General features: G+C 66.1%; 20 protein-coding genes and 1 tRNA gene. 5 read left to right on the top strand and 16 right to left on the bottom strand.

Features of this window, described 5'->3' with window-relative positions:
• Positions 1 to 3: 3 nt before the first annotated feature.
• From pglZ to PHA84_RS04335, 6 genes are read right to left on the bottom strand one after another with little or no spacing between them, the layout of a single operon-like run.
• On the bottom strand, positions 4 to 2,502 hold the full coding sequence (gene pglZ, locus PHA84_RS04360) for a BREX-1 system phosphatase PglZ type A (protein ID WP_270886874.1): 2,499 nt from the start codon (positions 2,500 to 2,502) through the stop codon (positions 4 to 6).
• Positions 2,499 to 5,978 (bottom strand): BREX-1 system adenine-specific DNA-methyltransferase PglX, encoded by a 3,480-nt coding sequence (pglX, locus tag PHA84_RS04355; protein WP_270886873.1) that lies wholly within the window; start codon positions 5,976 to 5,978, stop codon positions 2,499 to 2,501. Before pglX ends, pglZ begins: the two co-directional genes overlap by 4 nt.
• On the bottom strand, positions 5,978 to 9,442 hold the full coding sequence (brxC, locus tag PHA84_RS04350) for a BREX system P-loop protein BrxC (RefSeq protein ID WP_270886872.1): 3,465 nt from the start codon (positions 9,440 to 9,442) through the stop codon (positions 5,978 to 5,980). The genes pglX and brxC overlap by 1 nt, the downstream gene beginning before the upstream one ends.
• A 4-nt stretch (positions 9,443 to 9,446) precedes the next feature.
• Positions 9,447 to 10,052, bottom strand: a complete 606-nt coding sequence (locus PHA84_RS04345; RefSeq protein WP_270886871.1) for a DUF1788 domain-containing protein — start codon at positions 10,050 to 10,052, stop codon at positions 9,447 to 9,449.
• The gene (locus PHA84_RS04340; RefSeq protein WP_333742208.1) at positions 10,049 to 10,738 is read right to left on the bottom strand and encodes a DUF1819 family protein; all 690 of its coding nucleotides are present in this window, start codon (positions 10,736 to 10,738) and stop codon (positions 10,049 to 10,051) included. Before PHA84_RS04340 ends, PHA84_RS04345 begins: the two co-directional genes overlap by 4 nt.
• The gene (locus PHA84_RS04335; RefSeq protein ID WP_270886870.1) at positions 10,716 to 10,916 is read right to left on the bottom strand and encodes a helix-turn-helix domain-containing protein; all 201 of its coding nucleotides are present in this window, start codon (positions 10,914 to 10,916) and stop codon (positions 10,716 to 10,718) included. Before PHA84_RS04335 ends, PHA84_RS04340 begins: the two co-directional genes overlap by 23 nt.
• A gap of 113 nt (positions 10,917 to 11,029) precedes the next feature.
• On the opposite strand from PHA84_RS04335, the gene PHA84_RS20760 reads away from it, so the two are divergent.
• The gene (locus tag PHA84_RS20760; RefSeq protein ID WP_442952820.1) at positions 11,030 to 11,422 is read left to right on the top strand and encodes a DUF7662 domain-containing protein; all 393 of its coding nucleotides are present in this window, start codon (positions 11,030 to 11,032) and stop codon (positions 11,420 to 11,422) included.
• A 16-nt stretch (positions 11,423 to 11,438) separates the two neighbouring features.
• Here PHA84_RS20760 and PHA84_RS04330 read toward each other — a convergent pair.
• Positions 11,439 to 11,510: transfer RNA gene (locus PHA84_RS04330), tRNA-Lys, on the bottom strand.
• A 160-nt stretch (positions 11,511 to 11,670) separates the two neighbouring features.
• On the bottom strand, positions 11,671 to 13,110 hold the full coding sequence (gene ligD, locus PHA84_RS04325) for a non-homologous end-joining DNA ligase (RefSeq protein ID WP_270886869.1): 1,440 nt from the start codon (positions 13,108 to 13,110) through the stop codon (positions 11,671 to 11,673).
• Positions 13,111 to 13,198: 88 nt separating this feature from the next.
• Between ligD and PHA84_RS04320 the strand changes: the two genes are divergently transcribed.
• The 4 genes from PHA84_RS04320 (at position 13,199) to PHA84_RS04305 (ending at position 16,273) form a co-directional block, all read left to right on the top strand.
• Entirely contained in the window at positions 13,199 to 13,846 is a 648-nt protein-coding gene (locus PHA84_RS04320) for a hypothetical protein (RefSeq protein ID WP_270886868.1), read from the top strand.
• 495 nt (positions 13,847 to 14,341) lie between these two features.
• On the top strand, positions 14,342 to 14,560 hold the full coding sequence (locus PHA84_RS04315) for a hypothetical protein (RefSeq protein WP_270886867.1): 219 nt from the start codon (positions 14,342 to 14,344) through the stop codon (positions 14,558 to 14,560).
• An 85-nt stretch (positions 14,561 to 14,645) separates the two neighbouring features.
• Positions 14,646 to 15,272, top strand: a complete 627-nt coding sequence (locus PHA84_RS04310; RefSeq protein ID WP_270886866.1) for a DUF47 domain-containing protein — start codon at positions 14,646 to 14,648, stop codon at positions 15,270 to 15,272.
• A gap of 8 nt (positions 15,273 to 15,280) precedes the next feature.
• On the top strand, positions 15,281 to 16,273 hold the full coding sequence (locus tag PHA84_RS04305; RefSeq protein ID WP_270886865.1) for an inorganic phosphate transporter: 993 nt from the start codon (positions 15,281 to 15,283) through the stop codon (positions 16,271 to 16,273).
• Positions 16,274 to 16,358: 85 nt separating this feature from the next.
• On the opposite strand, the gene PHA84_RS04300 is transcribed toward PHA84_RS04305, so the two are convergent.
• The 8 genes from PHA84_RS04300 to mshD form a co-directional block, all read right to left on the bottom strand.
• Complete coding sequence (locus PHA84_RS04300) at positions 16,359 to 16,580, bottom strand: hypothetical protein (protein WP_270886864.1); 222 nt, start codon at positions 16,578 to 16,580, stop codon at positions 16,359 to 16,361.
• Positions 16,581 to 17,192: 612 nt separating this feature from the next.
• Complete coding sequence (pstB, locus tag PHA84_RS04295; protein WP_270886863.1) at positions 17,193 to 17,969, bottom strand: phosphate ABC transporter ATP-binding protein PstB; 777 nt, start codon at positions 17,967 to 17,969, stop codon at positions 17,193 to 17,195.
• Between the two features lie 99 nt (positions 17,970 to 18,068).
• Entirely contained in the window at positions 18,069 to 19,034 is a 966-nt protein-coding gene (gene pstA / locus PHA84_RS04290) for a phosphate ABC transporter permease PstA (protein WP_270886862.1), read from the bottom strand.
• Positions 19,031 to 20,041, bottom strand: a complete 1,011-nt coding sequence (gene pstC / locus PHA84_RS04285; RefSeq protein WP_270886861.1) for a phosphate ABC transporter permease subunit PstC — start codon at positions 20,039 to 20,041, stop codon at positions 19,031 to 19,033. Before pstC ends, pstA begins: the two co-directional genes overlap by 4 nt.
• Before the next feature lie 103 nt (positions 20,042 to 20,144).
• A complete protein-coding gene (gene pstS, locus PHA84_RS04280; RefSeq protein WP_270886860.1) occupies positions 20,145 to 21,293 on the bottom strand; it encodes a phosphate ABC transporter substrate-binding protein PstS in 1,149 nt (382 codons plus the stop codon).
• Positions 21,294 to 21,483: 190 nt separating this feature from the next.
• Complete coding sequence (locus PHA84_RS04275) at positions 21,484 to 22,434, bottom strand: NUDIX hydrolase (protein ID WP_270886859.1); 951 nt, start codon at positions 22,432 to 22,434, stop codon at positions 21,484 to 21,486.
• Complete coding sequence (locus PHA84_RS04270; protein ID WP_270886858.1) at positions 22,431 to 24,692, bottom strand: RNA degradosome polyphosphate kinase; 2,262 nt, start codon at positions 24,690 to 24,692, stop codon at positions 22,431 to 22,433. Before PHA84_RS04270 ends, PHA84_RS04275 begins: the two co-directional genes overlap by 4 nt.
• A 4-nt stretch (positions 24,693 to 24,696) precedes the next feature.
• Entirely contained in the window at positions 24,697 to 25,653 is a 957-nt protein-coding gene (gene mshD, locus PHA84_RS04265; RefSeq protein ID WP_270886857.1) for a mycothiol synthase, read from the bottom strand.
• Positions 25,654 to 25,677 lie beyond the last annotated feature (24 nt).

The following is a 25,677-nucleotide window of genomic DNA, read 5'->3' as shown; positions in this document are numbered from 1 at the left end:
GCCCTAGAAGTCGAAGTCCGAGGTGAAGGAGCGCTTGAGGGTGTAGATCGCCTTCTCGTAGACGCGCCACTGGTTCGTGTTGGGGATGCGCTCTTCGAGCCGGAACTCGACGGCGCGATTGTTGTAGTCGTTGGCATCCTTGTTCAGCAGGAGCTGGATGCTCTGGTACCGGTCACGCTGCTCGCCCGAAGCGGAGTCAAAGGTCAGCTCCGGCTGAGGATCGTTGGAGATCAAGGTCTCCCCAACGTAGAGGCCAGCTCGCAGCACGCGCGCCTGGACCTTGTCGCTCACCGGTTCGGACTGGAACAACTTCACAACAAGCTGCCCGGTGGTGATCTTGTCGGTGTCGGGCAGCACCTTGACGTTGACCAACCGGGTGTCGCTCTTGCGCTTCTTGTTGACCGCGAGCACCGGGACGACGACCTCCTGCAAGGTCGCTCCCCCGTGCACGAATCGTGTTCCCCCGCCGGGCAGGCGGAGTCGGTGGATCGACTTGGGGATCTGCACTTCGATGTCGCTGTCGAGTTCGAGCTGGACTCCACTGAACGTGGTGAACGCGTAGTCGAGCTTGAGTCCGTGACCAAGGACGTAGCGCTTGTTCTTGACCAGGATCTTGTCTCCGTGGGGCGCCTCAGACAGGAAGAACTGCTGTGGCAGCTCGTCGTCTTGGAACAGGAAGCCATGGTCGGCGGTCACGAAGATGTTGGTCGCGTTCGCGTTCGCCGCCTTCTTCACCAGGTCGACCAGCTCGCTCAGCGCCTGCTCAGCCGCCTCGAACACGCGGCGCTCGGTGCCCTGCTTGTCACCGGTGGCGTCAATGACGTCGTGGTAGACGTACAAGACGCGGTTGTTCTTGAAGAGCTCACGCCGCTCTTCCGGGCTTAGCGCCTTGAAGTCCTCGGCCTGGATCGCCGTCCCGCCGACCGTCTCCAGGATCTTCTTGCGGAATGCGGTCCCGTTGGTCGGCTGGTCGTCAGCGAGGACAGTCTTGCCGTCCGGCGAATGCTTGAGCGTCCGGTGCGGCAAGAGGGCGGCCATCCCCAACTGGGTGTAGCTGGGCAGCACCCCCAGAACAGCCTCGAGTTCTGCATCGAATCGGTCCTCCTGCCGGATGCGCGAGCGCAACTCGTCGGCGACCTCGTAGCGGAGCGCGTCGGAGACGATGACGACAGCCTTCTTGTCCTCGCGGACCAGCTGCTCGACGTAGTCGCCATAGAACGATCTCTGAGACCTGACCGTGGCGGAGCGCCAGGTTTCGGCTTGGTCTACCTGCTTTTGCCAGGCGTTGCCGAGCTCGTACACGAACTTGTTGGTGTAGCGCTTCTCGACCTGCTCGCGCAGCGAGTCGAGTGGGTGAGGTCCCTCGAAGGTTCGGCGGGCGTAGGTGAACTGGCGGTAGAGCTGGTCGATGCGGAACCACTCGCTGCGGTAACGCTCCAACGCCTCGTCGAACGTCGAGAACGTGAAGTCGATCGTGCCCAACTCCGACAACAGGTCTGCTGCCGCTGCGATGGCCGTATAGAGCGGGCGATAGCCGTCGATCCATACGCTGCTCTGGCGGGCACGGACCACTTCGGCTACCTCACGGGCCGTCACCGCCTGTTCCGTGACAGCCCGCGCGAGGTCCGCGATGATCTTGCGATCGGTCTCCTCGAACAGGTCGACGGCTACCAGCTCGCGGAATCCGGCCTCTTCGATACTTGCCTTGTAGTCGAGGTCGGCGGACGCCCGCCTCGCCAGGATCGCGAGTGCCTGCTGGCTGCGCCGGTCGTTGCGGAAGCTCGCAAAGTCCAGCTGGATGTTCTGGAGTCCGCCGGGGCGGTCGGACCTAAAGCCATCGATGGCCTTGCGGAAGATCCAGAGAATGAAGTCGTCAATGCCCGGTGAGGTCGCCTCGTAGCCATAGATCGACGCGACGCCTCGCCAGTAGAAATCCTCCACGCCATAGTCGACGAGCGCGTCGTACTTGGTGCGCCCGCCCTTGCCGTTTTCGATGAACAGTGTCCGGGTGATCTCAAGAAGACTGTGCTCCTTCTGACCGAGCACAACGGCGGACATCTTGGCTCGAAGCCGGGCTGCGTCATCGTCAGGTGTCAACAGTGCCTTGAGGCTCTGGACGCGCTTGCTCGCGTTGAAGAACTTCTCGTGAGCCTGCACGACTTCGTCGATGCCGTCTGCCCTCAGCCCGAGGTCCTGCGACACAAGCGAGCTTCGGTCGGCGGTGAATACGCCGTAGGCCAGCTCGAGATCGAGGAGCCAGTTGCGGGTGCCGACGGGTGGCTGACCGGTGCGGTAGACCAGGAACTTGTCGTCAGGCTGCTTCTGGAGCAACCGGTGCTTGATGCCGTACTCGTCATTGGCGACACGCAGGGTCGTGACGCCCGCCAAGTCGAGGCCGTCGAGGTCGGCGGCGTACTGACCTAGAGGGTCGTGCCAGAACACGACTCGTTGGTCCGCGAATCGGCGCTCCAGGTGCGGACGGACAGCCGATACTTCGCTCATGAAGTCGCCTCCAAGCCCACAATGTTCTTGAGAGCGCTGCCGAACTTCGGATAGTTGACCTTCACACCGTGGTCGAGATCGATGGCGACGTTCCGGGAGGCCAGGGGGTAGAGCACGTCGTGCTCATACTCATCGAGCTCCAGCAGGATCTTGCGGAGCCCATCGGCTTCCTTCGCATTACTCGAACGTTCGGCGTTTTCAAGGCTCGCCTTGAGCTTGGCCTGGAACTCGCGAAGGTACTCATTGAGCACGGTCGAAACGGTCGATGGCGTGTACCGGTGCATATAGATCAGGGCGTTGAATGAGCCCTTCGGGCTTGAGAAGAGCCAGTAGATCGGACGCTTCTTGTATCGCTGCACATGGTCCTTGTAGAACGACTTTACGAAGTAGTCGCGAAGGTTCTTGACGCCGAGCGACTCGGTAGCGAAGCGCAGATTCTCCTCAAAGTGCTGCTCACCGAACGCGGCGCGCAGGAACTTGCGGAACCGCTCGACGATGTCGTCCTCGAACCAGTCACCGTCCATGATTGGGATGACATTGTCCACATCCGGCATGAATGTTGGCGAGGGAACCTTCCCCAAGTAGTCCTGCACCGTCCCGCCCTCATCAGCGAGGATCAAGCCCGCTTGGTCGAGGCTGAAGCGACCGAACATGCAGCCGACTGCATATGAGACGAGGTCAAGGACGCGGTCCTCCCCAAACCGGCGCGTCGCGTCCGCAGGACTGACCCCGATGCCGTATTTGAATGCCGGATTCCCATCAAGAGTCACGCGGTTGAGCGGGACATCGGATTCCACCTCAGCATCGATCCCGTAGAGGCGGGCTACTTCGGCGTTGAGCTCGATCTCGAGTGTGCGTGCATGCTCCGCACACGATTCGCCGCACTTGAGTGCGTCAGCGACGGCTAGTGCGACCGACTTCTCGCCGGCGCAGAGCAGATCAAGACGAGAAAAGTCGGAAGCAGTTTCGGATCGATTCCAGTCGTCACGGTGAAGCTCAATGAGGTCTTTGACAATCTCCGAACTCCGTGCTGACAGATCCACGACGGGAAGTTGCGCTAACGTTCCAACCTCGAGGTTGAGAGTCGGAGACGTCGCTGCGAGCATCTGACGTGCGACGTTGGAGTTACATATTCCGGCCAACTTCACGAGTTCGCTCGCACTACTAAACGCAGATGTTCCAGCGTGATCGAAGATGAACCCCTTGGGAAAGTAGCGGAACGCTGGCATCCCAGTCCCGATCTTAGACCAGGAAACTGAAGGCTCGAAGTAGTACCTGAGGTTCTTCACTGTTCGGGTAGCGCTACCGTACTTGGCTGCGGCTAATTCGATGATCTCCGCGCCGTCGCGTTCCCAGTTGACGACGAAGTCCTGATTCCCGTACCACTTCCTGTAGTCGCCACCCTTGTTGTATGGGAACCATTTGAACGAAGAGGCGGCTGCTTCGGGACGCGACAGCCCCCGACCAATCTTCTCTGCGGACACCTCGTGCCAGTACCGAATGAACCGCCCGTTGTCGTTGGTCTGTAGCCCGACGCGAGGCTCCGCAATTTCAGCGACGGTACGGCCCTTCCTGAAGGCGCGGAGCATTCCCTCCGTCAACCAGTAGGCGAATGCATTGTTCGGCAGATGATCAAATTGCGTCAGATCGCGCTCGAAGTATCGGCAATCATTATCTCGATTTCGCAGGGCTTGGGCCAGCAGGCCTCTAAGCAATTCCTCATTACCCGGCTCCTTCGCCAACCGGACGAAATCGACGTTGCGAGCGGCCGTCCCGACGCCACAGACAAACGCGCAGACCTGGACCGTTGCTCCCTTGAAGCCGCCCAGTGGCAACTCAACCAGAGTCCGAAGCGGGAACTTCCCCATCATCAGCCTACGCACCGACACCTGCGTTGCGATGTACAGCCACACATTGGGGGTCATCATCCCGACGCGCCCGCCCTGCATGACAAGAGTCGCCGACCGTGCGATGAAACTGGAAAACAGATCCCCATGAAAGCCAGCGAAGCGCCGCTTTAGTTCTTGGGAGACCCCACTGTTCACATTTCCGGCTCCCATGTATGGCGGATTCGCGACCAAGACTGAGTAGCGACGTGTAAGGTATGTAGCTTGGTCGATCACTCGCTCAGCTGACCCAAGCGTGACCGTAGTTATGAGGTCCTGCGCGCCACGCATGGACTCAAGATGACGCGCTAGGCGAGAACATAGTTCGCCGTCCGGGCCGATGAGAGCGCCTAGCGTGTCTGCCTCGGCGAACTGGTTCCAGAACGCCTCCTCGGCGTGCTTGTCACCGTCCTTGGTGACCAGGAAGGCGAGTTCGTCGGGGCCAAAGGAGATCGGCTCGATCACGCAGACGTTCGGCCCGGCGGCGTTTTTGAGGAAGAGCTTGCGCTTGGCGGCGGCCTTCATCGTGAGCGCAAATGCGGCAAGCGCCCCCGCGCGCGGATCGATCTCAGTGCCGTACAGGTTGTTGGCAAGAATCAGGCTCGGGATCTCCGCGGGGCTGTAGCCCTCCTCTTCGTAGATCGCGAAGAGCAGGTCGAAGGCGTAGGTCAGCATGTGGCCCGACCCGCAAGCGGGGTCGATGACCCTCAGCTCTTCGGGCCTCGTGATCTTGAGGAAGTCGGTCTCGTCTTGGACCGGGGCGATGTAGTACTCCATCTGCGAGACCAAGCCCGAATTCGGGCGGTTGAGCATCCAAAGTCGGCCTAGGGAGTTCTCGACGAGGTAGCGGACGATCCAATGTGGAGTGAAGAGTTGGGTGGCGGCCGGGAGCTCGTCGGCGCCGGCCTTCTTGTTCTTCTTGAACCCAGCGAAGACCTCGTCCTTCCGGTCCGAGACATAGAACTGGTAGAGCCAGCCGATGACCTCGACGTCCTTGCAGACGTCCTCGCTCAGCACCTTGACGGACCGGTTGAGCACTGAGTCGTCAGCGAGCAGGTTCGCTGGGACAAGCAGCTCGGTGAAGTCACCCTCGCGTTCGAACATGAATGGCATGGCCTTGTGCCAATGGTTGCAGTACGCCTCCAAGAGCAGCGCGTAAGCCTCGCCTTGTGGATCACCACTCGCACGGGTCCCGTCCAGCAAGCCGGCAACGGCCCCGCGCGTCGCGTCCCTGACAACGGGGGCGTCGATGACACCGCGCTTTGCCTCGGCTAGGATCTCGGGCTGGCCCACCACCACTGCTGCCTGTGGCGAGACAACGCCGATCCCGGTGTAGCCGTTGGCGTCCATGAAGCGGAGCGCGATGATCCGGTTGAACCAGGTGTAGGCGACTTTGTCCGCCACCGCAGCGCGGCCCTTGTCTCCGCCGCCGGCAGCCGTGACTGCCTTCTCCAAGGCGGCAACCGCCTTCGCCTGCTCCACTCGCTCTGACGATCCGGGCGCCAGCACCGCGGCGATGCGCGCGGTGACCTCGCGGATGAGTTCCTTGCGAGCCCAGGTCGCGAAGTTCTTCAGCCGAGCGGTTTCCATCAGAGGGTGATTCGCTTTCCGTCGTTGAGGGTCTCGATGAGCGCGCCACGGAGAGCGGCGAGGTACTTGTCGACGTCCGCCTCGGACTCGAGAATGCCTGAAGTGCCCGAAACTGCGATCGTCTTCACGGACACCGTCTGCTTCTGGGGTGTGGGCTCGGGGTCCGGCTCCATGGGCGAGGCAGCGAGCAGGTCCAGCAGGCTTGGGTAGTCACTCGCCTCGAAGTTCGCGCCGATCTGGAGGATGAGCGCAACCTGGCTCTCGGTGGCGACACGGGAGAGTGTCTTGTCGATGCGTTGCCTCACTCGCTGCTGCGCCTCTGGCGTTGCGTTGGCGTAGTAGGTCCCGCCAAGCAGCTCGTTCCTGCGCCCCTCGATGGCTGCTGTAATCGCCGCTCGGTTCGTGGCAACCATGTCGTCAATTTGGCTGCGAAGGTGATCGGTTGCCTGCTTGAGCTGGGCCATCCTATTGCCCCGGAACGCATTTGGGTCCGCGAGAGCGCTCTTGATCGGCTCGTCGCTGCCCGGCGGCAGGTAGCTCAGGTTGCTGCCGTGCGTCGAAAGGAGTGTCGCCGCCTCGTCGTAGATTGACCTCTGCGCTCCGTGCAGGAACGACTGGATGGGGTCGATCAGGTTCTCCTTGGCTTCCAGCAGGTCGTCACCGAGGTCGAAGCCAGTGAGGTACCAGTGGTCGGGCTTGCCCATGACCTGTTCCAGGAGCGCGATGGGCGCGCCGAGCTGCTCGACGAACGGGTACTTCGAACCACTGATTGTCGCCTTCAGCTCATCGAGCTTGCCTCTCAGCTTGTCTGCCCCGTGGCGGGCGAGCTCCAACGGGTCCTTCGGCGCGTTGCCCTCGTCGAAGAAGTCGGTGCAAAACTTGCGGAAGTTGGCGACCTTGCGCTCATCGAACGTCTTCTGCGGCGCGAGGATCTCGTGACCGTGCTTCTGTGTGTTGCGTAGCGCGTTTGCGACCTCGCTGCGCTTGAGGACGTTGCCATCGACTGTCACGGTGATCTTCGATGCACCGATCAGCGAAGCCACGATGACCTCGATCGACCCGAGATCCCAGCCGTAGGGCTTCGCCTGGAAGGTGTCGACGATGGCCTTCATCGTCACCTGCTCGCCCTGACCGTCCTTGCGAAGGATTGTCGACAAGACCTCCTCGGCGGGCTGGCTGGTCTTGAGCAGCGCGTCGGCGTCGAACAGGCCGCTGTCCGGACTGGCAGCACCCGCCACCTGCTGCTCGGTGTAGGTGACGCCACCCAGCAACCTGAGTTGGGTGTAGCTGCGACTGATGAGTTCCTGGAACCCCTCGGTCACACGGCCGACTGCATCCTGCGAGGACGCGGGAACATCGGCCGCGTTGATGACTAGAGAGGCCTTGCCCACCGCGCTCCGGATCCGCTGCACCAGTTGCTTCTCACGCTCGCGATTCAGCGTGGCCTTCGACTGAAGGATCTGCTCCTCAATCGCTGAGAGCGAAGAGATCCGCTTCCGCTTGGTGTACTTGTCGGTCTTCAGCAGCAGACGAAGATCCGAAAGCACACGATCGTCCGGGTCGAGGATGACCCGGAGTTCGTCCTTGCCCGCGCTATGCATCCGGATCTGCGCCGCCTCGTACGGGTACTCCGGGGTGATGAAGTGGACCGAGAGTTCGCGCTGGGGGCCGTGGACCTGGTCATCGAGCTTAAAGCCGAACGGGAAGTCCTGACCGTTCTTGGCGTACCGGATCCTGTTCGTCTTGACCACGTCGCCGGACAGGATCTTGAAGAGCTGGGCGCTGACCTCGGAGGCGTCGATGTCGACGTTCTTGATCTCCTCCTCGATCACTTGCTCTTCGTTGGTCAGGTACTCGTAGACGTTGCCGTTGCGCTGGATGTATGTCTGCCGCTCCAGCTCGGCAAGCGCCCCCTTGACGTCCTCGGCGAGCGCGGGCAAGTCGAGGCCGAACCGGTCGTAAACGAGCACAGTCAGGTTGCGTGGGGTGGCCTGAAAACTGTCGACGTACTTCACGAGGAACAGTGCCTTGAGGAGCCGGATGGCGAGCTGGTTGTCCAGGTTGCGCTCCGCGACGTCGATGGAACGCTGCGCCGCGGACTTCAGCGAGGCTCGGATGCCGGCGAACATGTGGTCGAAGGTGGCCAACGTGCCGACCTCAACGTCGCCGATGTCCTTGGCAACCTGCTGGACGACACCGAGCATCGACCGCTCACCGACCGAGCTGTTGCGTCCCTCGAAGACGTTGTGGTCAGAGATGCCCTCGATCGCCGCCTGAAACAGCGGGAACTGGTAGCTGACAAAGGGGTAAGTGCCAACGAAGTGGCTCTCGTCGGTGAAGTTGCGGTAGGTCTTCGCGCCATCGACGAAGTCGAAAAGCGTCTTGAAGTTGGCCGACTGGACGGCGTAGATCCCCTCGAGCGCGGTCTGACCTTTGCTGTTCTTATCGAGCAGTCGCTTCCGGATGACTTCCTCGACGTCCGCGCTGGTGAGCTTTACGCGGGTCTTGAAGCGCGCCTGGATCTTGGAGAAGTCGTTTCCCTGCTGCCGGGTGCGGTCGCCGACGACCTTGTCCATGTCCTCCTGCGAGGTGACCATCACCCAGGCGCGCCCGCCGCACTTCGTGTTGAGGCTCTCCGCGATGGTCTGGAGGTTCAGCATTAGGTGGGTGTTGGAGCCGATGAACTGGCCGACCTCGTCGACGTAGAAATTGAGGCGGTAGCCGTGAGGCTGCTTGTCGAGCCACGCCTTGACCCCGTCGGCGAAGTCTTCAATCGAGACGGCATACGACGCCTGGTACTGCTTGATGATGCCGGTAGCCGCCTCGCCGTTGACCTCAGCGAAGGCGGCGTCGATGTTCGCGCCCTCCAGGGCACTTTGCTCGCGACCCTGCGACCACGGAATGCCAGCGATGCGCTCGAACGCCTCCTTGAACGCCTCGTACTGGCCCCGCGTATCGAGGTCGCGCTCAAAGCGCGCGACATGTCCCTGGTTGCCGTAGTAGCCCCGGCTCTCGTCGAAAACCTTTACGAAAACCTTGAGCAAGGCATCGGTCTGGTCCTTGGTGATCAGCGTTGCCTTCTGGTCGATGTTGAACAGGAGGCTCGTTGCTGGGATGCGCTCAGCCTTGGTCAGGAGGGCGGGCAGGAATGCCCCCGTCGCCTTGGACCGGAAGCTCTCGGAGACCTGTGCACGGTCGAACTCCTGACCCTCGACGTCCCCGAGGAGGTGCGCCAGCATCTTGAGCAGGTGCGACTTACCGGAGCCGAAGAATCCCGAGATCCAGACACCGTTGGCGTTGGTGTAGTTCGTGTAGGCCTCAAGAAGAAGCTCGAGGCCCTTGGCGGCTTCGTTGGTGAGGACGTACTCCTCAACCTCGGTGCCAAGGTGTGCGACGTCGTCCGCCTTGATGACGCCCTCGATCGGGCGCTGGACGTCCTTGGCGAAGATTTCGTTCAGCTGCATCGCGTCACGCTTCCTGTTCCAAGATGTTCTTGGCTCGGTAGTACTGGTCGTCCTTCAAGCGCCCGAAGAGCACGAGAGACGAGCCGAGGGTGTCGGACTGCTCATAGCGGCCGGGGAAGAACATGAGCATGGGCTTGCCGGTCACGACGCTCTGAAGGTTGTTGAGCACGTTGTGGGACCGGATGTACGGGAAGACCTCACCGATACCGGAGAGGAAGAAGATGTCGAACTCGCCGTCCTCGATCTTGGCGCGGATCGCCGGCGCGATGTGGAGCTGCGGGTCCAGCATCCCTTGGAGCATCTCGCGAAAGTCGTCCTTCTCCAGGTCTGGCTCCGCCTGGAGGATCCGCTCCCAGACGCCGCGCTCCTTGAGGATCTCGACGGCCAGGTCGTAGAGGTTGACCTCGCGCACGGTGATGCCGTGCTTCGTGGAGAGCTTGCTTTTGATGCGCTTCTTCACCTGCGCCACCGCGAGTGACGCCTCTGGTGGGTAGGGGTAGATGAAGAACGGGACCTCGTTGCTCAGGCCCTCCATCCGGAGGAAGCGCTTCCCGCTGAGGACAGCGAACAGGTGCTCCTCCTGCTTGTGGAGATCGGCGGCACTCGTCATGCGGTGCCGCCTGTCGGAAAGAAGTGGAGGTCGTCGGACAGGGCGTCCTTGAGCCGCGCGGACAGGACGGCCTGATTGAGGCGGCCGTCGTCCGCGATCAGGCCCGCCTCCATAAGCATGCGGAAGACGGTGGAGCGGAGCTTGCGCAAGGTCGTGTCCTTTAGGTTGGCCACTTCTTCATGCCAGAGCGCCTTGCCCCGGATGAAACTGTCGAAGTCGTCGTGGCCGAGCGCTTGGGCCAGAACGAGGTACCGCTCGCGTACAACCTCTTCGGCGAACTCGCCGATGAGGTCGTAACGGCGGCAGGCGGCGGCCCACATCAGGTAGCCACGCTCGGTCGGCGTGGCGTCGAGGAGCAGTTCGAGCTCGCCATCAGTGAGCACGGAAAGCCGCTGAGCGACCTCACGGGCGAGCCGGAAGCCCGACGAGCGCGTGCGGGCTTGGAGGAGGTTGTCCTCCTCGATCAGTTCACGGACCTTCGCCCAGTCCTGGACTCTCAGGTAGAGCGGTGCGGCCACCAGGGCTTCACGCACAAGAAGGGCACCGCTGGTGAACGACAGCGCATAGCGCGCGGCTGCGGTCATGGTGTGTGCCTCCCCTCTGCCTTGAACAAAGTTGATCAGGATATCCTGGCCGTCCGACAGAACCGCCGGACGGAGCTCATCAGCCCGGCGGGTGTGCGTCATCGACGACCGCGGCGCCTCCGCTCCGGACCCAGGCATCGACCTCGCTCGCCTGGAACTTCCAGAGGCGCCCCACCTTGTGGGCCGGCATCGCCTTGTCGGAGATCCACGAATAGACCGTGTCCTTCGTGACGCCGAGGTGGACGGCGATGTCGTCGGCAGACAGCCAAGGCTCGGGCATGGCGACGTGGCCTTCCAGGTAGCGAAACCGGTTCTTGCTGGGTATGGCGGAGCGTAGTGGAGGTTCTTGCCCGTATTCCGGAGTTCTGTCGGACAACTGGGACAGACTTGCCCATGGCCGACTGGAGACCGCTGCGAGCCCTGCTCACCACTGTCACCGACTCGGTCACTCTGAGCTGGGAGGACCTGGACCTGCTCGTCGGCAGGCTCCCGCCCTCCGCGTATAACCACGCGGCATTCTGGAAGGGTGAGTCACGGTATTCAGCCGGCCGCTCGACGGGACTTCTGGATGCACAAAGCCGCAGACCAGCGTTGTTGCGACCTGCGGCTCCGGGTGGTGGCCAGGGGCGGGGTCGAACTGCCGACCTTCCGATTATCAATCGGAGTCTCTCGTCGCGGCCCCCTTCGGCAAGAGTGTTGTTGCCGGTATGCGGGTTACCAAACGGTTACCACGCTCCCCTGGCTAGCGCGCTTCCGGCCCTGCTCCATGGCGCCGTCGCGCTCTGACCTGCAGAAACATGAGTGGGCCCCGTCGGATTCGAACCGACAACCTACGGATTAAAAGTCCGCAGCTCTGCCGTTGAGCTAGAGGCCCGGTAGGGAAAGCGCGGTCACGGCTCGATGAGCATGCGCACCGTGGAGGACCCCTACGTGCGGCGAGGATACCCGGCTCAGCATGGCGCCGGCACAGGCACGGACGCGCTGCTGTGCGACTCAGCGACCTCGCCCGAGTCGGCGCCGTTCCAGGGCTCTCTTCATGTCTCGCGCGCCACGTCCCCGGGCGCCTTGTCGGGTCGCAGCCCTCGCCAGGCCGGGTGACGTAGCCGGCCGTCCCGCGTCCACTCGGCGAAACGGACCTCGCCCACGACCTCCGGTCGCACCCAGTGGGCCAGCCGGGCGTCGGCCGCCGGCACTGTCGTCGTGAACGGTGACGACGCCACCTCCAGCGGCGTCAGCCGGTGCTGGAGGTCCACCAGGGACGTCTGCGTGAACCCGGTGCCCACCTTGCCGGCATACGTCAGGCCACCATCACCCGGTATGCCGAGCAGCAGGGACCCGATGGTGCCCTCCCGGCGCCCCTCCCCGGGCTTCCACCCGCCGACGACCACCTCCTGGGTGCGCAGGTTCTTCACCTTGAGCCACGTCTCGGCGCGGCGCCCCGGCTTGTACGGCGAGTCGAGTCTCTTGGCCACCACGCCTTCGAGCCCCTGCTCCACCGCAGCCGCCAGAACGGCCGCGCCCTGCCCGAACCAGGCGGGGGGAGTCCTCCAGGTCGGACCGTCGAGTTGCAGGGACTCCAAGAGCACTCGCCGTTCGGCGTACGTCAAGGACAGGGTGGACCGACCGTCGAGGTGCAGCACGTCGAATACGAAGAACGTGACCGGCACCGACTTCGTCAGCCGCCGCACCGCGGCCTCCCCGACCACGTGCATCCGCGGCTGAAGCCGTTCGAAGCTGGGGCGCCCTGCCGCGTCGAGGGCGACCAGCTCGCCATCCAGGACCGCCTGCGTGGAGCCCATCGACTCCGCCATGGCGCGCAGCTCCGGGTAGGTGGCAGTCACGTCGATGTCGTTGCGGGACATAGCCTTCGGGCGCCCACCTTCGACGTAGACGACCGCCCTCACGCCGTCCCACTTCATCTCGTAGCCCCAGCGGTCGTCGTCCGGAGGAAGCTCCTCGCGAAGGGTCGCCATCATCGGGGCGATGCGCTCGGGAAGAGGTTCGTAGTCCTGCGGCGGCGGGCTCATGCGATGCATCATCCAGGCTCGTCCACCGGTCTTGAACAGCACGTAGCGGCCCTCGACCCGCGAGCCGTGCAGCACGACCTTCACCTCGCGGTCGGTCCACTTCTCCGTCTCGTACGTGCCGCGGTCCCAGACCCGCACCCGTCCTCCGCCGTACTCGCCCTCGGAGATGTCACCCTCGAAGTCCGCATACTCGATCGGGTGGTCCTCGGTCGGAACGGCGAGACGGTTCGACCTCGGGTCCAGGGGCAGGCCCTTCGGCACGGCCCACGACACGAGCACTCCGTCCCGCTCCAGCCGGAAGTCCCAGTGCAGGGCAGTCGCGTGGTGCTCCTGGATCACGAACGTGGTGTCGTGCCCCACGGGGAGCGGTCCGGGAGGCGGCACCGGTTCGGGTGTCCGCGAAGGGTCGCGCATGCTGCGGTAGCGGTCCAGCCCTCTGTCAGCCACTCCCCATGCCTACCCCCGAACTCCGTAGCCGACCACCGCAGGTCGCCACGCACTTGTGTCGGCCCTCGTCGGTGCGAGACTTGGGGCGATGAGAAACGAGCCCAGTGGTCGGCCGGGCCCCCGGCGGCCGGCGTTCTTCAGCCCGGCGGCGATGGAGTCGCAGGGTGGCACGGTCCCTGACCCGGCCGAGGTCACCGAGATCGCCCACGAGACGGCGGCAGTGCTGGTCGGCACGGGCCGGGCCTCCGACGACCCCCAGCTCACCGCGAGGCTGGTCTCCCTGGTCGACGAGCTCGGGCTGTCGACGGTGGCGGAGCTATGGGCCGACCGGCCGGCGCGGAGTCTGCCCGGCGCGCTGTGGCGGCTGTATGCCCTCCGCGAGTGGGTGCAGAGCGACCCGGCCGAGGCCAGCGCCGACTACTCCGCCGGGGTCCGCTTCACCGACGTCAACCATGCTGTCGCGGGCGTCGCCGAGCCCCCTGGGCCCGACGAGCTGCGCGCTCTCACCGACGCCATCCTTCGGGGCGTCTTCGAGGGCGACCTGTCGGTAGCCCTGCAACGCGCGGCGGCGTTCTGTCGGGTGGTCGCCGCCGGGCGCGCGGACCGAGCGCACACGACCGATGTCCAGGACCGGGAGGCTGCGGGGAGGCAGACGGCACGCGCGGCCTCCATGCTGTCCACCGCCGGTGACCTCGAAGCCAGCGCTGCCCTGTGGCATTCGGGCGAGCTGATCTGAGATCGCCGGCGAGCTCATCTGACACTCGCATGGGGAACGGGGAACACTCAGGGGGTTCGGCGAGTTAGAGTCAACTGTGCGTCGGGCCGCGGTAGCCCCGGGTCCCAACTGAAGCCGCTACGAGCGGCCACGCGCCGTGAGGCGCTCCCGGCCCGACGCGCGAAGACTTCCGTCAGTCCACGGGCCGGGAGGGGCAGCCCAGCTGATGGGTGAGCGCGTCCTGGCGTGAGACATGCCGCGAGCGGCGACCTGGTCCCCGCCAGCCGCACCAGCGGCATACCCCGTGGCTGAAGGAGCCACGGTCCTGCACGTCGCCGCTCTCCGGAACGGCGGGCGCGTCTTCTGGGGACGGCATGCGACCACTATGTGGCATAGGCCTTTGTGACTAGTCCGGATAGTCCGTCCATGACCCGAATGGGTGGTTCGAACCGTCCACTGGTCAAGAGATAGCAAACTTGATGTCGGGTTCCTGTGAACCTCCGTTAGCGTTTTCCCATGACCACGGACCCGCACGGCGGTGCAGAGCTCACCGACGACGCGCTCCAGCACGAGATCGAGCTGGTGGGCGACCTGGTCGTGGCTGCCTCTGCGAGCGAGCGACAGCTGACCGAGGAGGAGATCGACCGGGCCCTGGGGATCCGGCGCGGCCACCCGATCACGACCGGCGAGCCGGCAGGACACCCCCTCAAAGCCTGGACCCGGCAGAACGCCTGAACTGGTCCCCGGCCGAGTTGCGCTCCTGACCGCGCTTGGCCGTAGCATCATCCACGGCCATCCCCCCGCATGACCGGAGAGAACCGTGGGCTTCCGCCTCACCCCGCAGGAGAACAGCTTCTACGACCTGTTCGCCAAGTCTGCTTCCTACCTGGTGGATGGCTCCCGGGAGCTGACCACCATCCTCGGCGTCGCGAACTCCGAGCGCGAGGCTGTCGCCACGCGAATGCGGGAGATCGAGCACAACGCTGACGAGGCTACCCACGCGATCATCCGGAAGGTGAACAGCTCGTTCATCACACCTTTCGACCGTGAGGACATCCATGGTCTGGCGTCGGCCCTCGACGACTGCATGGACCTCATGGACGCGACGGTCGACCTGATCGTCCTCTACCGCATCGGTGACCTTCCGGCCGGCATCTCGGACCAGGTGGAGGTGCTCTCCCGGATGTCGGAGCTCACGGCCGAAGCCATGCCGCGGCTGCGGTCGATGAAGGACCTGTCCGAGTACTGGATCGAGATCAACCGGCTCGAGAACCAGGCGGACCAGGTCTACCGCCGCCTGCTGGCTGGTCTCTTCAACGGTGACTTCGGCAGTGACGCCATCACCGTGATGAAGCTCAAGGAGGTCATCGAGGAGCTCGAGGCCGCCGCGGACGCCTTCGAGAACGTGGCGCACAAGGTCGAGAGCATCGCGGTCAAGGAGTCCTGAGCTCTCCCATGGACCTGCTTCCGATCGGGATCGTCATCGCCCTGGCGATGGGGTTCAACTACACCAACGGCTTCCACGACGCGGCCAACGCGATCGCCACGTCCGTCTCCACGCGTGCGCTCACTCCCAGGGTCGCGCTCGCCATGGCCGCGGTCGCCAACCTCTTCGGCGCCTTCTTCGGCAAGAAGATCGCGGACACCGTCGGCAAGGGCATCATCGAGGCCCCGCAGGGGAGCGAGGGGCTGGTCATCTGCGCTGCCGCGCTGATCGGCGCGATCGGCTGGAACCTGCTGACCTGGTGGTATGGCCTTCCGTCGTCGTCCTCGCATGCCCTCATCGGTGGGCTCGGGGGTGCGGCGCTGGCTGCGGGTGCCACGGTGAAGTGGCACGGCATCCTGGAGAAGGTGGTCGTTCCGATGGTGGCGTCGCCGCTGGTCGGCGTCATCCTCGGCTACCTCGTCATGACCGCCATCCTGTGGCTGTTCCGGGGGTCCCAGCCCGGCAAGGTGTCACGCGGCTTCCGCTATGCCCAGACGGCGTCGGCCGCGGCCATGGCGTTCGGCCACGGGCTGCAGGACGCCTCGAAGACAGCTGGGGTCGTCGTCCTCGCCCTGACGGTGGGGGGCCACTACAACGGCAAGGGCGTCCCGCTGTGGGTGCTCGTCATGAGCGCCATCGTCATCAGCCTCGGGACCTATGCCGGCGGCTGGCGCATTATGCGCACCCTCGGGCGGCGGATCATCCACCTGGACCCGCCCCAGGGCTTCGCCGCGGAGACGACGGCAGCCTCGATCCTCTACGTCGCGGGCATGGCGTTCGGCGCCCCGATCTCGACGACGCACACCATCACGTCGGCCATCATGGGGGTCGGCGCGACGAAGCGACTTTCGGCCGTGCGCTGGGGAGTCGCCGGGAACATCGTCGGTGCCTGGATCCTGACGTTCCCCGGGGCAGGTCTGGTCGCGGCAGTCAGCTTCTGGATCATCCACGTGTTCGTCTGACGCCGCCTGTTCCTCTGACGCGCAGCACCGCCCCTCTCGGCCGACTTTGTATGCGGTTTGCCGCGGTCCTGCCCCGGCGCAGGGGTCACGCGCGGCTCGCCGCATACAATGTGGTGGTGGCCTGGCCGTCGTAGCGGAGCAGAGCCCGCACCTGGGACGGGTCCACGCGCCGGCGCGCCGCGTGAAAGCGTTGCGCTACGTCTGCCGGTCGCCGCACCACCTCCTCGGGCTCCCACCGGACGACCCCGAAACCGAGCTCGCGGAGGCGGCTTTCCCGTACGCCGGCCTCCTGTACCCGCCGTGCCACTGCCTCAGGAGACCAGTCGCCGGCCGGGGTCGAAGTCGCCGAGGTACTTGCCCGCCCCGTCTGCCTCTCCGACGACCGCTGCGTCGTGCCACAAGAAGTCCACCCAGCCCACAAACGTGCCGGCTCACACCCGGCCAGCGATGCTCGACGTCCATGGCGTCCTCGATCTCCAGCGCGCAGGTAAGACCGCGTCGCAGAGCGGCATCCGCTATGGCCACCGCATCTCCGGGACGAAGCGACCGAAGGCAGTCGACCACCGTCCTGGCCACGGAGGTCACGGGTAGGCCGTCGTAGGTGGTGGCAGACCGTGAGGCGGCATGAACCAGACGGTGGTGGGCCGAGTCCGGCGAGTCGACTTTGGAGGAGGCGTACCGGGGAGCAGCAGGCCGACAGGCCGGCCCCTGTGGACACTCCGCCCGGCTCGCCCAGCCGCGACTTTGTATGCGGAATGCCCAATCTTGGGGCGATCTTGGCGGCTGTCGGCGGCGAACCGCATACAAAGTCGGGGGGTCAGCCGCAGCGGGGCGGCGGCGCGGTGGGCGGAGGGCCGGGGGGCGGCGTGTCAGCCGCAGCGGGGCGGCGGGCGAAGGGCGGAGAGCCGGGGGCGGCGTGTCAGCCGAAGCGGCCGGAGATGTAGTCCTCGGTGGCCTTGACGCTCGGGTTGTTGAAGATTCGCTGGGTGTCGTCGACCTCGACCAGCTGCCCGGGCTTCCCCGTCGCCGCCAGGTTGAAGAACGCAGTCCGGTCCGAGACCCGAGCCGCCTGCTGCATGTTGTGCGTCACGATGACGATCGTGTACTTGCTCTTGAGCTCACCGATCAGGTCCTCGATGGCCAGGGTGGAGATCGGGTCGAGTGCCGAGCAGGGCTCGTCCATGAGGAGCACCTGCGGTTCGACCGCGATGGCCCGTGCGATGCACAGTCGTTGCTGCTGGCCACCGGAGAGGCCGGCTCCGGGCTTGTTCAGCCGGTCCTTGACCTCGTTCCAGAGATTGGCGCCCTTGAGCGACTTCTCCACGACGTCGTCGAGCTTCTTCTTCCCCTTGAGCCCGTTGAGCTTCAGCCCTGCCGCGACGTTGTCGTAGATCGACATGGTCGGGAACGGGTTCGGGCGCTGGAACACCATGCCGACGGTGCGGCGCACCGCCACGGGGTCCACCCCCGACGCGTAGAGGTCCTGGTCGTCGAGCATGACCTTCCCCTCGACGCGCCCACCGGGGATGACCTCGTGCATTCGGTTCAGCGTGCGCAGGAACGTCGACTTGCCGCAGCCGGACGGCCCGATGAAGGCGGTCACCGAACGGGGCTCGACGGTCATGGTCACGCCCTCGACCGCCTTGAAGGCGCCGTAGTAGACGTTCAGGTCACTGACGTCGATTCGCTTCGCCATGGTCGTCGTCCTTCTGGAGCGGGTCACGGCGGGTGCGCCGCAGGGGTTCCGGTGGTGGTTTCGGGGTGGTTCGGTGGTGGGACCAGTGGTGGGGAGGGCTTACTTCTTCACGGAGCCGAAGCGTGCGACCAGCCGTCCGGCGACGTTGAGCAGCAGCACGAGCAGGATCAGCGTTAGCGCTGCGGCCCAGACGCGGTCCACTGCGGGCTGCAGGCTCTCGGTGCGGTCCTGGTTGATCATGGTCGGCAAGGTGGCCATGTACCCGCTGAAGAGGTCGGTCGCGATGGACTTGGAGTACGGGCCCAGAATCAGCAGCGGCGCGGTCTCGCCCATCACCCGCGCCAGACCCAGCAGGATGCCGGTGACGATGCCCGAGAACGCCGTCGGGAGGACGATCTTGAAGATCGTCTTCCACTTCGGGACGCCCAGGGCATACGACGCCTCGCGGAGCTCGTTGGGCACGAGCTTGAGCATCTCCTCGGTGGAGCGCACGATGACCGGGATCATCAGCAGGACCAGGGAGAGACACACGGCGAAACCCACCCGCTGGAAGTGGAAGGTCGTCACCCACACCGCATACACGAACAAGCCCGCCACGATCGACGGGATCCCGGTGAGGATGTCGACCATGAACGAGACGGCCTTCGCGAGGCGACCACGACCGTACTCGACCAGGTAGATCGCGGTCATGACGCCGATCGGCACCGAGATCAGCGCCGTCGTCAGGCCCTGGACCAGCGTGCCCTGGATGGCGTGCACGGCACCGCCACCTTCGCGCCGGGAGGTGATGCCCTTCTGGGAGTTGGTCCACCACTGCCCCTCCGACAGCAGGTGGTACCCCTTGGACACGACCGTCCACAGGATCCACACCAGCGGGATGAGGGCCAGCGCGAACGCGGCCCACATGACCACGCTGGCGAGCAGGTCCCGTGCCTCGCGGACGCGGGCGGGGTGGCCCAGAGCCGGCGGCGGCTCCGCTGGGCGTCCACCTGCGGGACGGCCGGAAGAGGACTGCCCGCCCGAAGGTGCGCTGGGCGCGCGTGCGGCCGTGTCAGCGGCACTCATTCGGAGAAGGCCTTCCGACGCTCGATCACGATGCGGGCGACCGCGTTGACGATGAACGTGAGGATGAAGAGCACGAGCCCCGCCGCGATGAAGGCTCCGGCCTTCTGCGGGCTGTCGAACTCCTGCGCATTGTTGGCGATCCTGGACGCGAACGTCTCGCCGCCGTTGAACAGGGACCACGACCACACCGTCTGGTCGGCCAAGGTCGACACGATGATCGTCACCGCGATGGTCTCGCCCAGCGCGCGGCCCAGGGCAAGCATGGAGGCCGAGATGACGCCCGGTCGCCCGAACGGCAGCACTGCGGTGCGGATCATCTCCCACCGGGTGGCCCCCAGCGCGAGGGCGCCCTCCTTGTGGGCGACCGGCGTCTGGGCGAACACCTCACGCGACAGTGCGGTGACGATGGGCAGCACCATGATGGCGAGGACGATCCCGATGAACATGACGGTGCCGCTGCCGCTCACGCTGGTCTTCGACAGCAGCGGGAAGGCGCCGAGCTTGTCCTGGAGGAACGTCTGGACCGGCTCATACTTGGGACCGAACGTCCGAAGGCCCCACAGCCCGTAGATGATCGACGGCACGGCCGCGAGCAGGTCCACGAGGTTCGCCGCCGGCTTGGCCAGCCAGCGGGGGGCGTACTGGGTGATGAAGAGCGCCACGGCCACGCCGACCGGGACTGCGATCGCCATGGCGATCAGCGAGGACACCACGGTCGTCCAGAGAAGCTCGACGATCCCGAACCGGGGATGGTCGCCGCTCACGGTCCACTCGCGAGACGTCAGGAAGCCGGCCTCGTTGCGGGCGAGCGCGGGGACCGCCTGCCACAGCAGGAACAGCCCCACCAGCGTGACGAGGGCGATCACGAGGATCCCGGCGCCCTGGGCGGCCCCTCCGAACAGCCGGTCGCCGAGCCGGCGGGTGCCCGCGCCGTCCGCGCTGAGCGGGGACCGCTCAGGCGGTCCCGGCACCTCGTCGGCGACGGAGACTCCGGTCACTGTGGCCACGTCACACCTATCGGTCGGTCGGGCGCAGGGTCTGCGGGGGGAAAGCGTGCGGTATGCCGGGTGGCTGTCTCAGCCACCCGGCATACCCGTGCTGACTGTGCCGTCAGGACAGGGCGGCGATCGCCGCGTCCACCTTGGTCCGCACCTCGTCGGGCAGCGGCGCGTAGCCGATGTCCTCGAGCGACTTCTGGGTCTCGGCAGAGGCGAAGTGCTTGAGGAAGGCCTTCGTCAGCGCCGCCTTGCCGGCGTCCTTGCTCTTGGAGCAGACGATCTCGTAGGTGACCAGCAGGATCGGGTAGGCCCCGGCCTCCTTGGTCGCGTAGTCGAGCTTGAGGCGAAGGTCGTGTCCCTGCCCGTCGGCCTTGGCGGCGGAGACGGCCTTGCCCACCGCCTCGCCTGTGAGCTCCACAGGACCGGCGCCGTTGTCGATCTGGGCGATGCCCAAGGAGTTGTCCTTGGCGTAGGACCACTCGGCGTACGTGATGCCACCTTCTGTCGACTTGACGGCTCCCGCGACGCCGTCGGACTTGGGCTTGCCCTCGCCCTTACCGGTCCACTTCTTGCCCGGCTCAGCGGTCCAGGCGGACGGCGCGGCGGCCTTGAGGTACTTCGTGAAGTTCTCCGTGGTGCCCGACTCGTCGGAACGGAAGAAGACCTTGATGGGCTCCGCAGGCAGGCTGACACCGGAGTTGATCTTGGCGATCGACGGGTCGTTCCAGGTGGTCACCTTGCCGCTGAAGATGCCGGCCGCCACCTGCGGGGTCAGGACCAGCCTGTCGACACCCTTGACGTTGAAGGCGATGGCGATGGGTCCCGTCACCATGGGCAGGTTCCAGGCGGGGGAGCCGCAGTACTTGGCCGCGGCGTCGGCCTCCACCACCCCGTCCTTCTCCACCGTCTTCAACGCGGAGTCGGAGCCCGCGAAGTCGACCTGACCTGCGATGAACTGCTTGATGCCCGCGCCGGAACCGGTGGGGTTGTAGTTCACCGTCGCACCGGAGCACTCGTCCTGGAAGGTCGAGATGGCCTCCTCGATGGCGTTCTTCTGCGCGGAGGAGCCTTCGGCGTTCAGGGTGCCCGAGCCGCACTCGGCGGCGCCGGAGCCACCGGCACCCGAGCTGCTGCTCGAGCCCCCAGAACCGCTCGACGCCCCGCCACCCGAGGCGTTGTTGTTGTCGGAGCCGCACGCGGCGAGCGCGAGGGAGCCGACCAGTGCCACGCTGGCCAGCTGGCCGAGACGCTGGATCTTCACGGTGTTGGAACCTCTCCACAGGGGAAACCAGGGGCGGGCTGGCTGCCCGACGACTGTGAAGGTAGGCAGGGAGGGTGACGCCGCGGTCCGTCACGGGTGAACGGCGGGTGAACACCAGCGAGACATTGAAGGCCGTCGCACCGACCCGCGGGAGTGCACCGTGTGAACGGGAGGTCAGCAGCGGGTCAGGTCACGGCAGATGACGCTCTACGGCCACGACCCGGGCGGCCTCGCCGGTCCCGTTGACGTGGGCCACGAGCACTTCGCCCTTGACCATCTTCTCTTCGGCGGCAGCGGCCAGCGTTGCAACCACCTGGCCGGCCTCCGGCTCGCGCTGGGCCACCAGCTCGCACAGCGACTCGAGCAGCGCGGGGAGCACCGGCCCGTGCGTACACAGCGCCGCCGGCGTGCCCCGCTCGAGCAACCGGGCCAGGTGGCGGGTCGACTGCTTGGGGTCGAGGTCGTACCCCTCCTCGCTGAGCCCCTGCTTGGTCCGCAGTGCAGCGCCACGCGCATCGCCATACGGCTTGAGGGTGTCCCGGCACCGTGCGGACGGTGAGGTGACCAGCCGCTTGATGCCGTAGGCCATGAGCAGTGGGACGATTGCCGCAGCCCTCTCGGCGCCGCTGCGCGACAGGGGGCGTTCGGGGTCGTCTCCCCGCCAGTGGCTCCGGCCGACCGCCTGCGCGTGCCGGACGACTACCAGGGGCCAGGTCGTCAGCGTGCCGGCCTTGTCGGCACGGACCAGCGAACGGAGCTGGTCCCGGTCGCGGGCGTAGTCGAGCCGGTCGTGGGCCGCAGCCACGTCGAGCCAGCGCACCTCGTCGATCTCGTTGGTGAGGGGCCCTGCCCGCTTGGTGGCCTCGGCAGCCCAGTAGCGGACCTCTTTGGTGGCAGGCTCACCGGTGGCGTCCAGGACGGTGTATGTCGCCGGCGGCAGTGGCCGCCCCAGCAGAACCTTGAGGGACGTCTCCTCGAGCGTCTCGCGAACCGCCGCGACGGGCCACAGCTCCCCGGGATCGAGCTTCCCTTTGGCCCAGGACCAGTCGTCGTACTTGGGGCGGTGCACCAGGGCGACCTGAAGCTCACCACGCCGGCGGCGCCACGCGACCGTGCCCGCGGCCGGGATCGGCGCGGTCAACGCCGGCGTGCCTTGCGGCGGCGCTTGGTGTGCAGGTCGATGAGCGCGCTCTGGAGGTCCGCCAGCGGCTGACCCTCCGCGTCCAGGCTCACCCGGGTCCAGCGGCCGTCACTGCCGAGCCGCCAGTGCGCGAAGTCGGCGCTCATCCCGCGCGCCAGCAGGGCCTGCAGGTCCGCGATGTGCCGGGGGTCGGCCAGGCGCACCAGCGCCTCCACCCGCCGGTCCAGGTTCCGGTGCATCATGTCGGCGCTTCCGATGTAGACCTCGGGCTCACCACCGCCACCGAAGAAGAACACGCGGGAGTGCTCCAGGAAGCGGCCCAGGATCGAGTGCACCTCGACGTTCTCGGACAGCCCTTCGACGCCGGGCCGGAGCGCGCAGATCCCCCTCACCCAGATGTCGACGTGGACGCCGGCCCGCGAGGCCCGGTAGAGGGCGTCGATGAGCTGCTCGTCGACGATCGAGTTGACCTTGATCTGCACGAGGGCCTCCCGGCCCGCCTTGGCATGCTCGATCTCCGCGTCGATGCGCTCGACGAGGCCGCTGCGTACCGAGCGTGGCGCGACCAGCAGCCGCTTGAACTTGCTGCGCGGCGCGAACCCGGACAGCTGGTTGAACAGCCGCGCCAGGTCGTCACCTACCTGCGGGTCGGAGGTGAGGAGCCCGAAGTCCTCGTAGAGCCTCGCCGTCTTGCCGTTGTAGTTGCCCGTCCCGATGTGGCAGTACCGGCGCAGCGTCCCGTCGTTCTCCTCACGGACCACCATGCACAGCTTGGCGTGCGTCTTGAGCCCCACGATCCCGTAGACGACGTGCACCCCGGCGTGCTCGAGCTTGCGTGCCCAGGAGATGTTGTTCTGCTCGTCGAAGCGGGCCTTGATCTCCACGATCGCCAGGACCTGCTTGCCCGCTTCGGCAGCGTCGATGAGGGCGTCGATGATGGGCGAGTCGCCGCTGGTGCGGTAGAGCGTCTGTTTGATGGCCAGAACGTGCGGGTCCGCCGCCGCCTGCTCGATGAAGGCCTGCACCGAGGTGGAGAACGAGTCGTAGGGGTGTTGCAGCAGCACGTCCTTGTCCCGGACGACGGACAGGATGTCGGCGGCCTTGGCGCTCTCGGCCGGGGCGAGGTCAGGGTGCGACTGTCCGCGGAAGGGTTCGAACTTCAGGTCGGACCGCTCCAGGTCCGCCACGAGGTTCAGGCCGCGCAGGTCCAGCGGAGCGGGCAGCCGGTAGACCTCGCTGTCGCTGACTCCCAGCTCGCGCACCAGCATGTCCAGGACGTGGTCGTCCATCGCCTCGTCGACCTCGAGCCGCACCGGGGGGCCGAACCGGCGGCGGGTGAGCTCCTTCTCCAGGGCGGTGAGGAGGTTCTCCGCGTCGTCCTCCTCGACCTCGAGGTCCTCGTTGCGGGTCACCCGGAAGGTGAAGTGCTCCTGGACCTCCATGCCCGGGAACAGCATGTCCAGGTGGGCGGCCATGACGTCCTCGAGCGGGACGAAGCGCGTGCTGGACAGGTCGGTCGTCGCCGGGTCGCCGGTCTCCGGCCCGATGTGCAGCAGCCGCGGCAGCAGGGGCGGCACCTTCACCCTGGCGAAGTGCTCCTTGCCGCTCTTGGGGTTGACCAGGACGACGGCCAGGTTGAGCGACAGGCCCGAGATGTACGGGAAGGGGTGGGCCGGGTCCACCGCAAGGGGCGTCAGGACGGGGAAGACCCGGTCGGTGAAGAGCTCGGAGTGCCGCTCACGCTCGGCGTCGCTCAGCTCGTCCCATCGGACGATCGAGACGCCCTCGGCCTCCAGGGCCGGCTGCACCTTCTGCTTGTAGACGACCGACTGCATCGACTGCAGCTCGTGGGCCACGAGCGAGATCTGCTCGAGCACCTCCCTCGGCTCCAGCCCCGAGGCGGACCGCACGGCCAGGCCGGTGGCGATGCGGCGCTTGAGCCCGGCGACGCGCACCATGAAGAACTCGTCGAGGTTCGACGTGAAGATGGCCAGGAACCTGGCCCGCTCGAGCAGCGGGACCGAGTCGTCCGCCGCCAGCTGCAGGACCCGCTCGTTGAACTGCAGCCACGAGATCTCCCGGTCGAGGAACCGGTCGACCGGCAGGCCGCTGTCGTCCGGCCCCGTTGCGGGGTGGACCACCCGCATGAAGCGACCGTTGGAGGCGCGAGGCTGCGCGCTCGCGATGGAGACCTCCTGCTCGGGGAGGTCGGGGTCGAGGGTTTCGGCGTCCTCGGTGCTGCGGGTCGTGACGCTCATGCGGTCATCCTGACAGGGGTCGGTCACCGGTGCGCGAATACATCACATCCACCATGATGCTGCGGAATCCCAGGCGCGTGTAGGTGCGCATAGCCGCCTCGTTGTCACCGTCGACGTAGAGCACCACCTCGGGCAGCCCGAGGCCGGCCAGATGGGCCAGGCCCAGCGCCGTGACGGGCCTGCCGAGGCCCCGCCCCTGGTATGCCGGGTGCACGCCGACGACGTAGACCTCACCGGCCGTGGCGCTCGCGTCGAGCGTCGAGCGCTGGGCCGGGTCGACCTTCGTCCAGTGGAACGCGGCCACCTTCCCGGGGTGCTCGCCGGCCTCGACGAGGATGAGGCCCGACGGGTCGAACCACGGCTGCCCCATCCGCTCCTGGAGGTCCGCCACGGTCAGGCGGCCCTGCTCCGGGTGATGGGAGAACGCCGCTGCGTTCGCGCTGAGCCAGGCAGCCTCGTCCCGCCCCGGCTCGAAGGGCCGGGCGCTGAAGCCAGGGGGCAGCGCGGTGGCGGACGCCTCGGTGTCGGCACGGGAGAGCGGCCGGGCCATCTTGTGCAGGTCACGCACGGGGCTCAGCCCGGCGCTCCGGGCGAGGACCTGCGCACCCACCAGATGGCCGTGGGACCACACCCGCGCCTCGGGGGCAGCGCCAAGGACCGCCTCCAGCAGGCCCCGGCCGACGCCGCGGCGCCGTGAGCTTGGGTCGACCACCAGCTCGCCGGAGGCAGCGGTGGAGCCGGCGTCGTCGAGCTGCGCGTACCCGACCAGCCGCGACCCGGCATACGACAGGAAGTGCCGCACCCGACCCGGGGGCGAGTCCAGCGACAGCAGAGACTGCTCCGACAGCGGGCTCACGCCGTCGACCTCCAGCGCGCGGACGTGCACGTCCCGGACCTGAAGCCGCTCATGCTCGGTCAGGGCGGCTTCGGGACGGATCACGGGATGAGGCACGGTGAGCATTGCACCACGCATCTTCCGCTCGGG

It is taken from the genome of Pedococcus sp. 5OH_020, from assembly GCF_027812955.1.
Taxonomy (GTDB): domain Bacteria; phylum Actinomycetota; class Actinomycetes; order Actinomycetales; family Dermatophilaceae; genus Pedococcus.
Note: the sequence above shows the minus strand (reverse complement) of the source record. Positions and strands in the feature narration are given on the sequence as shown.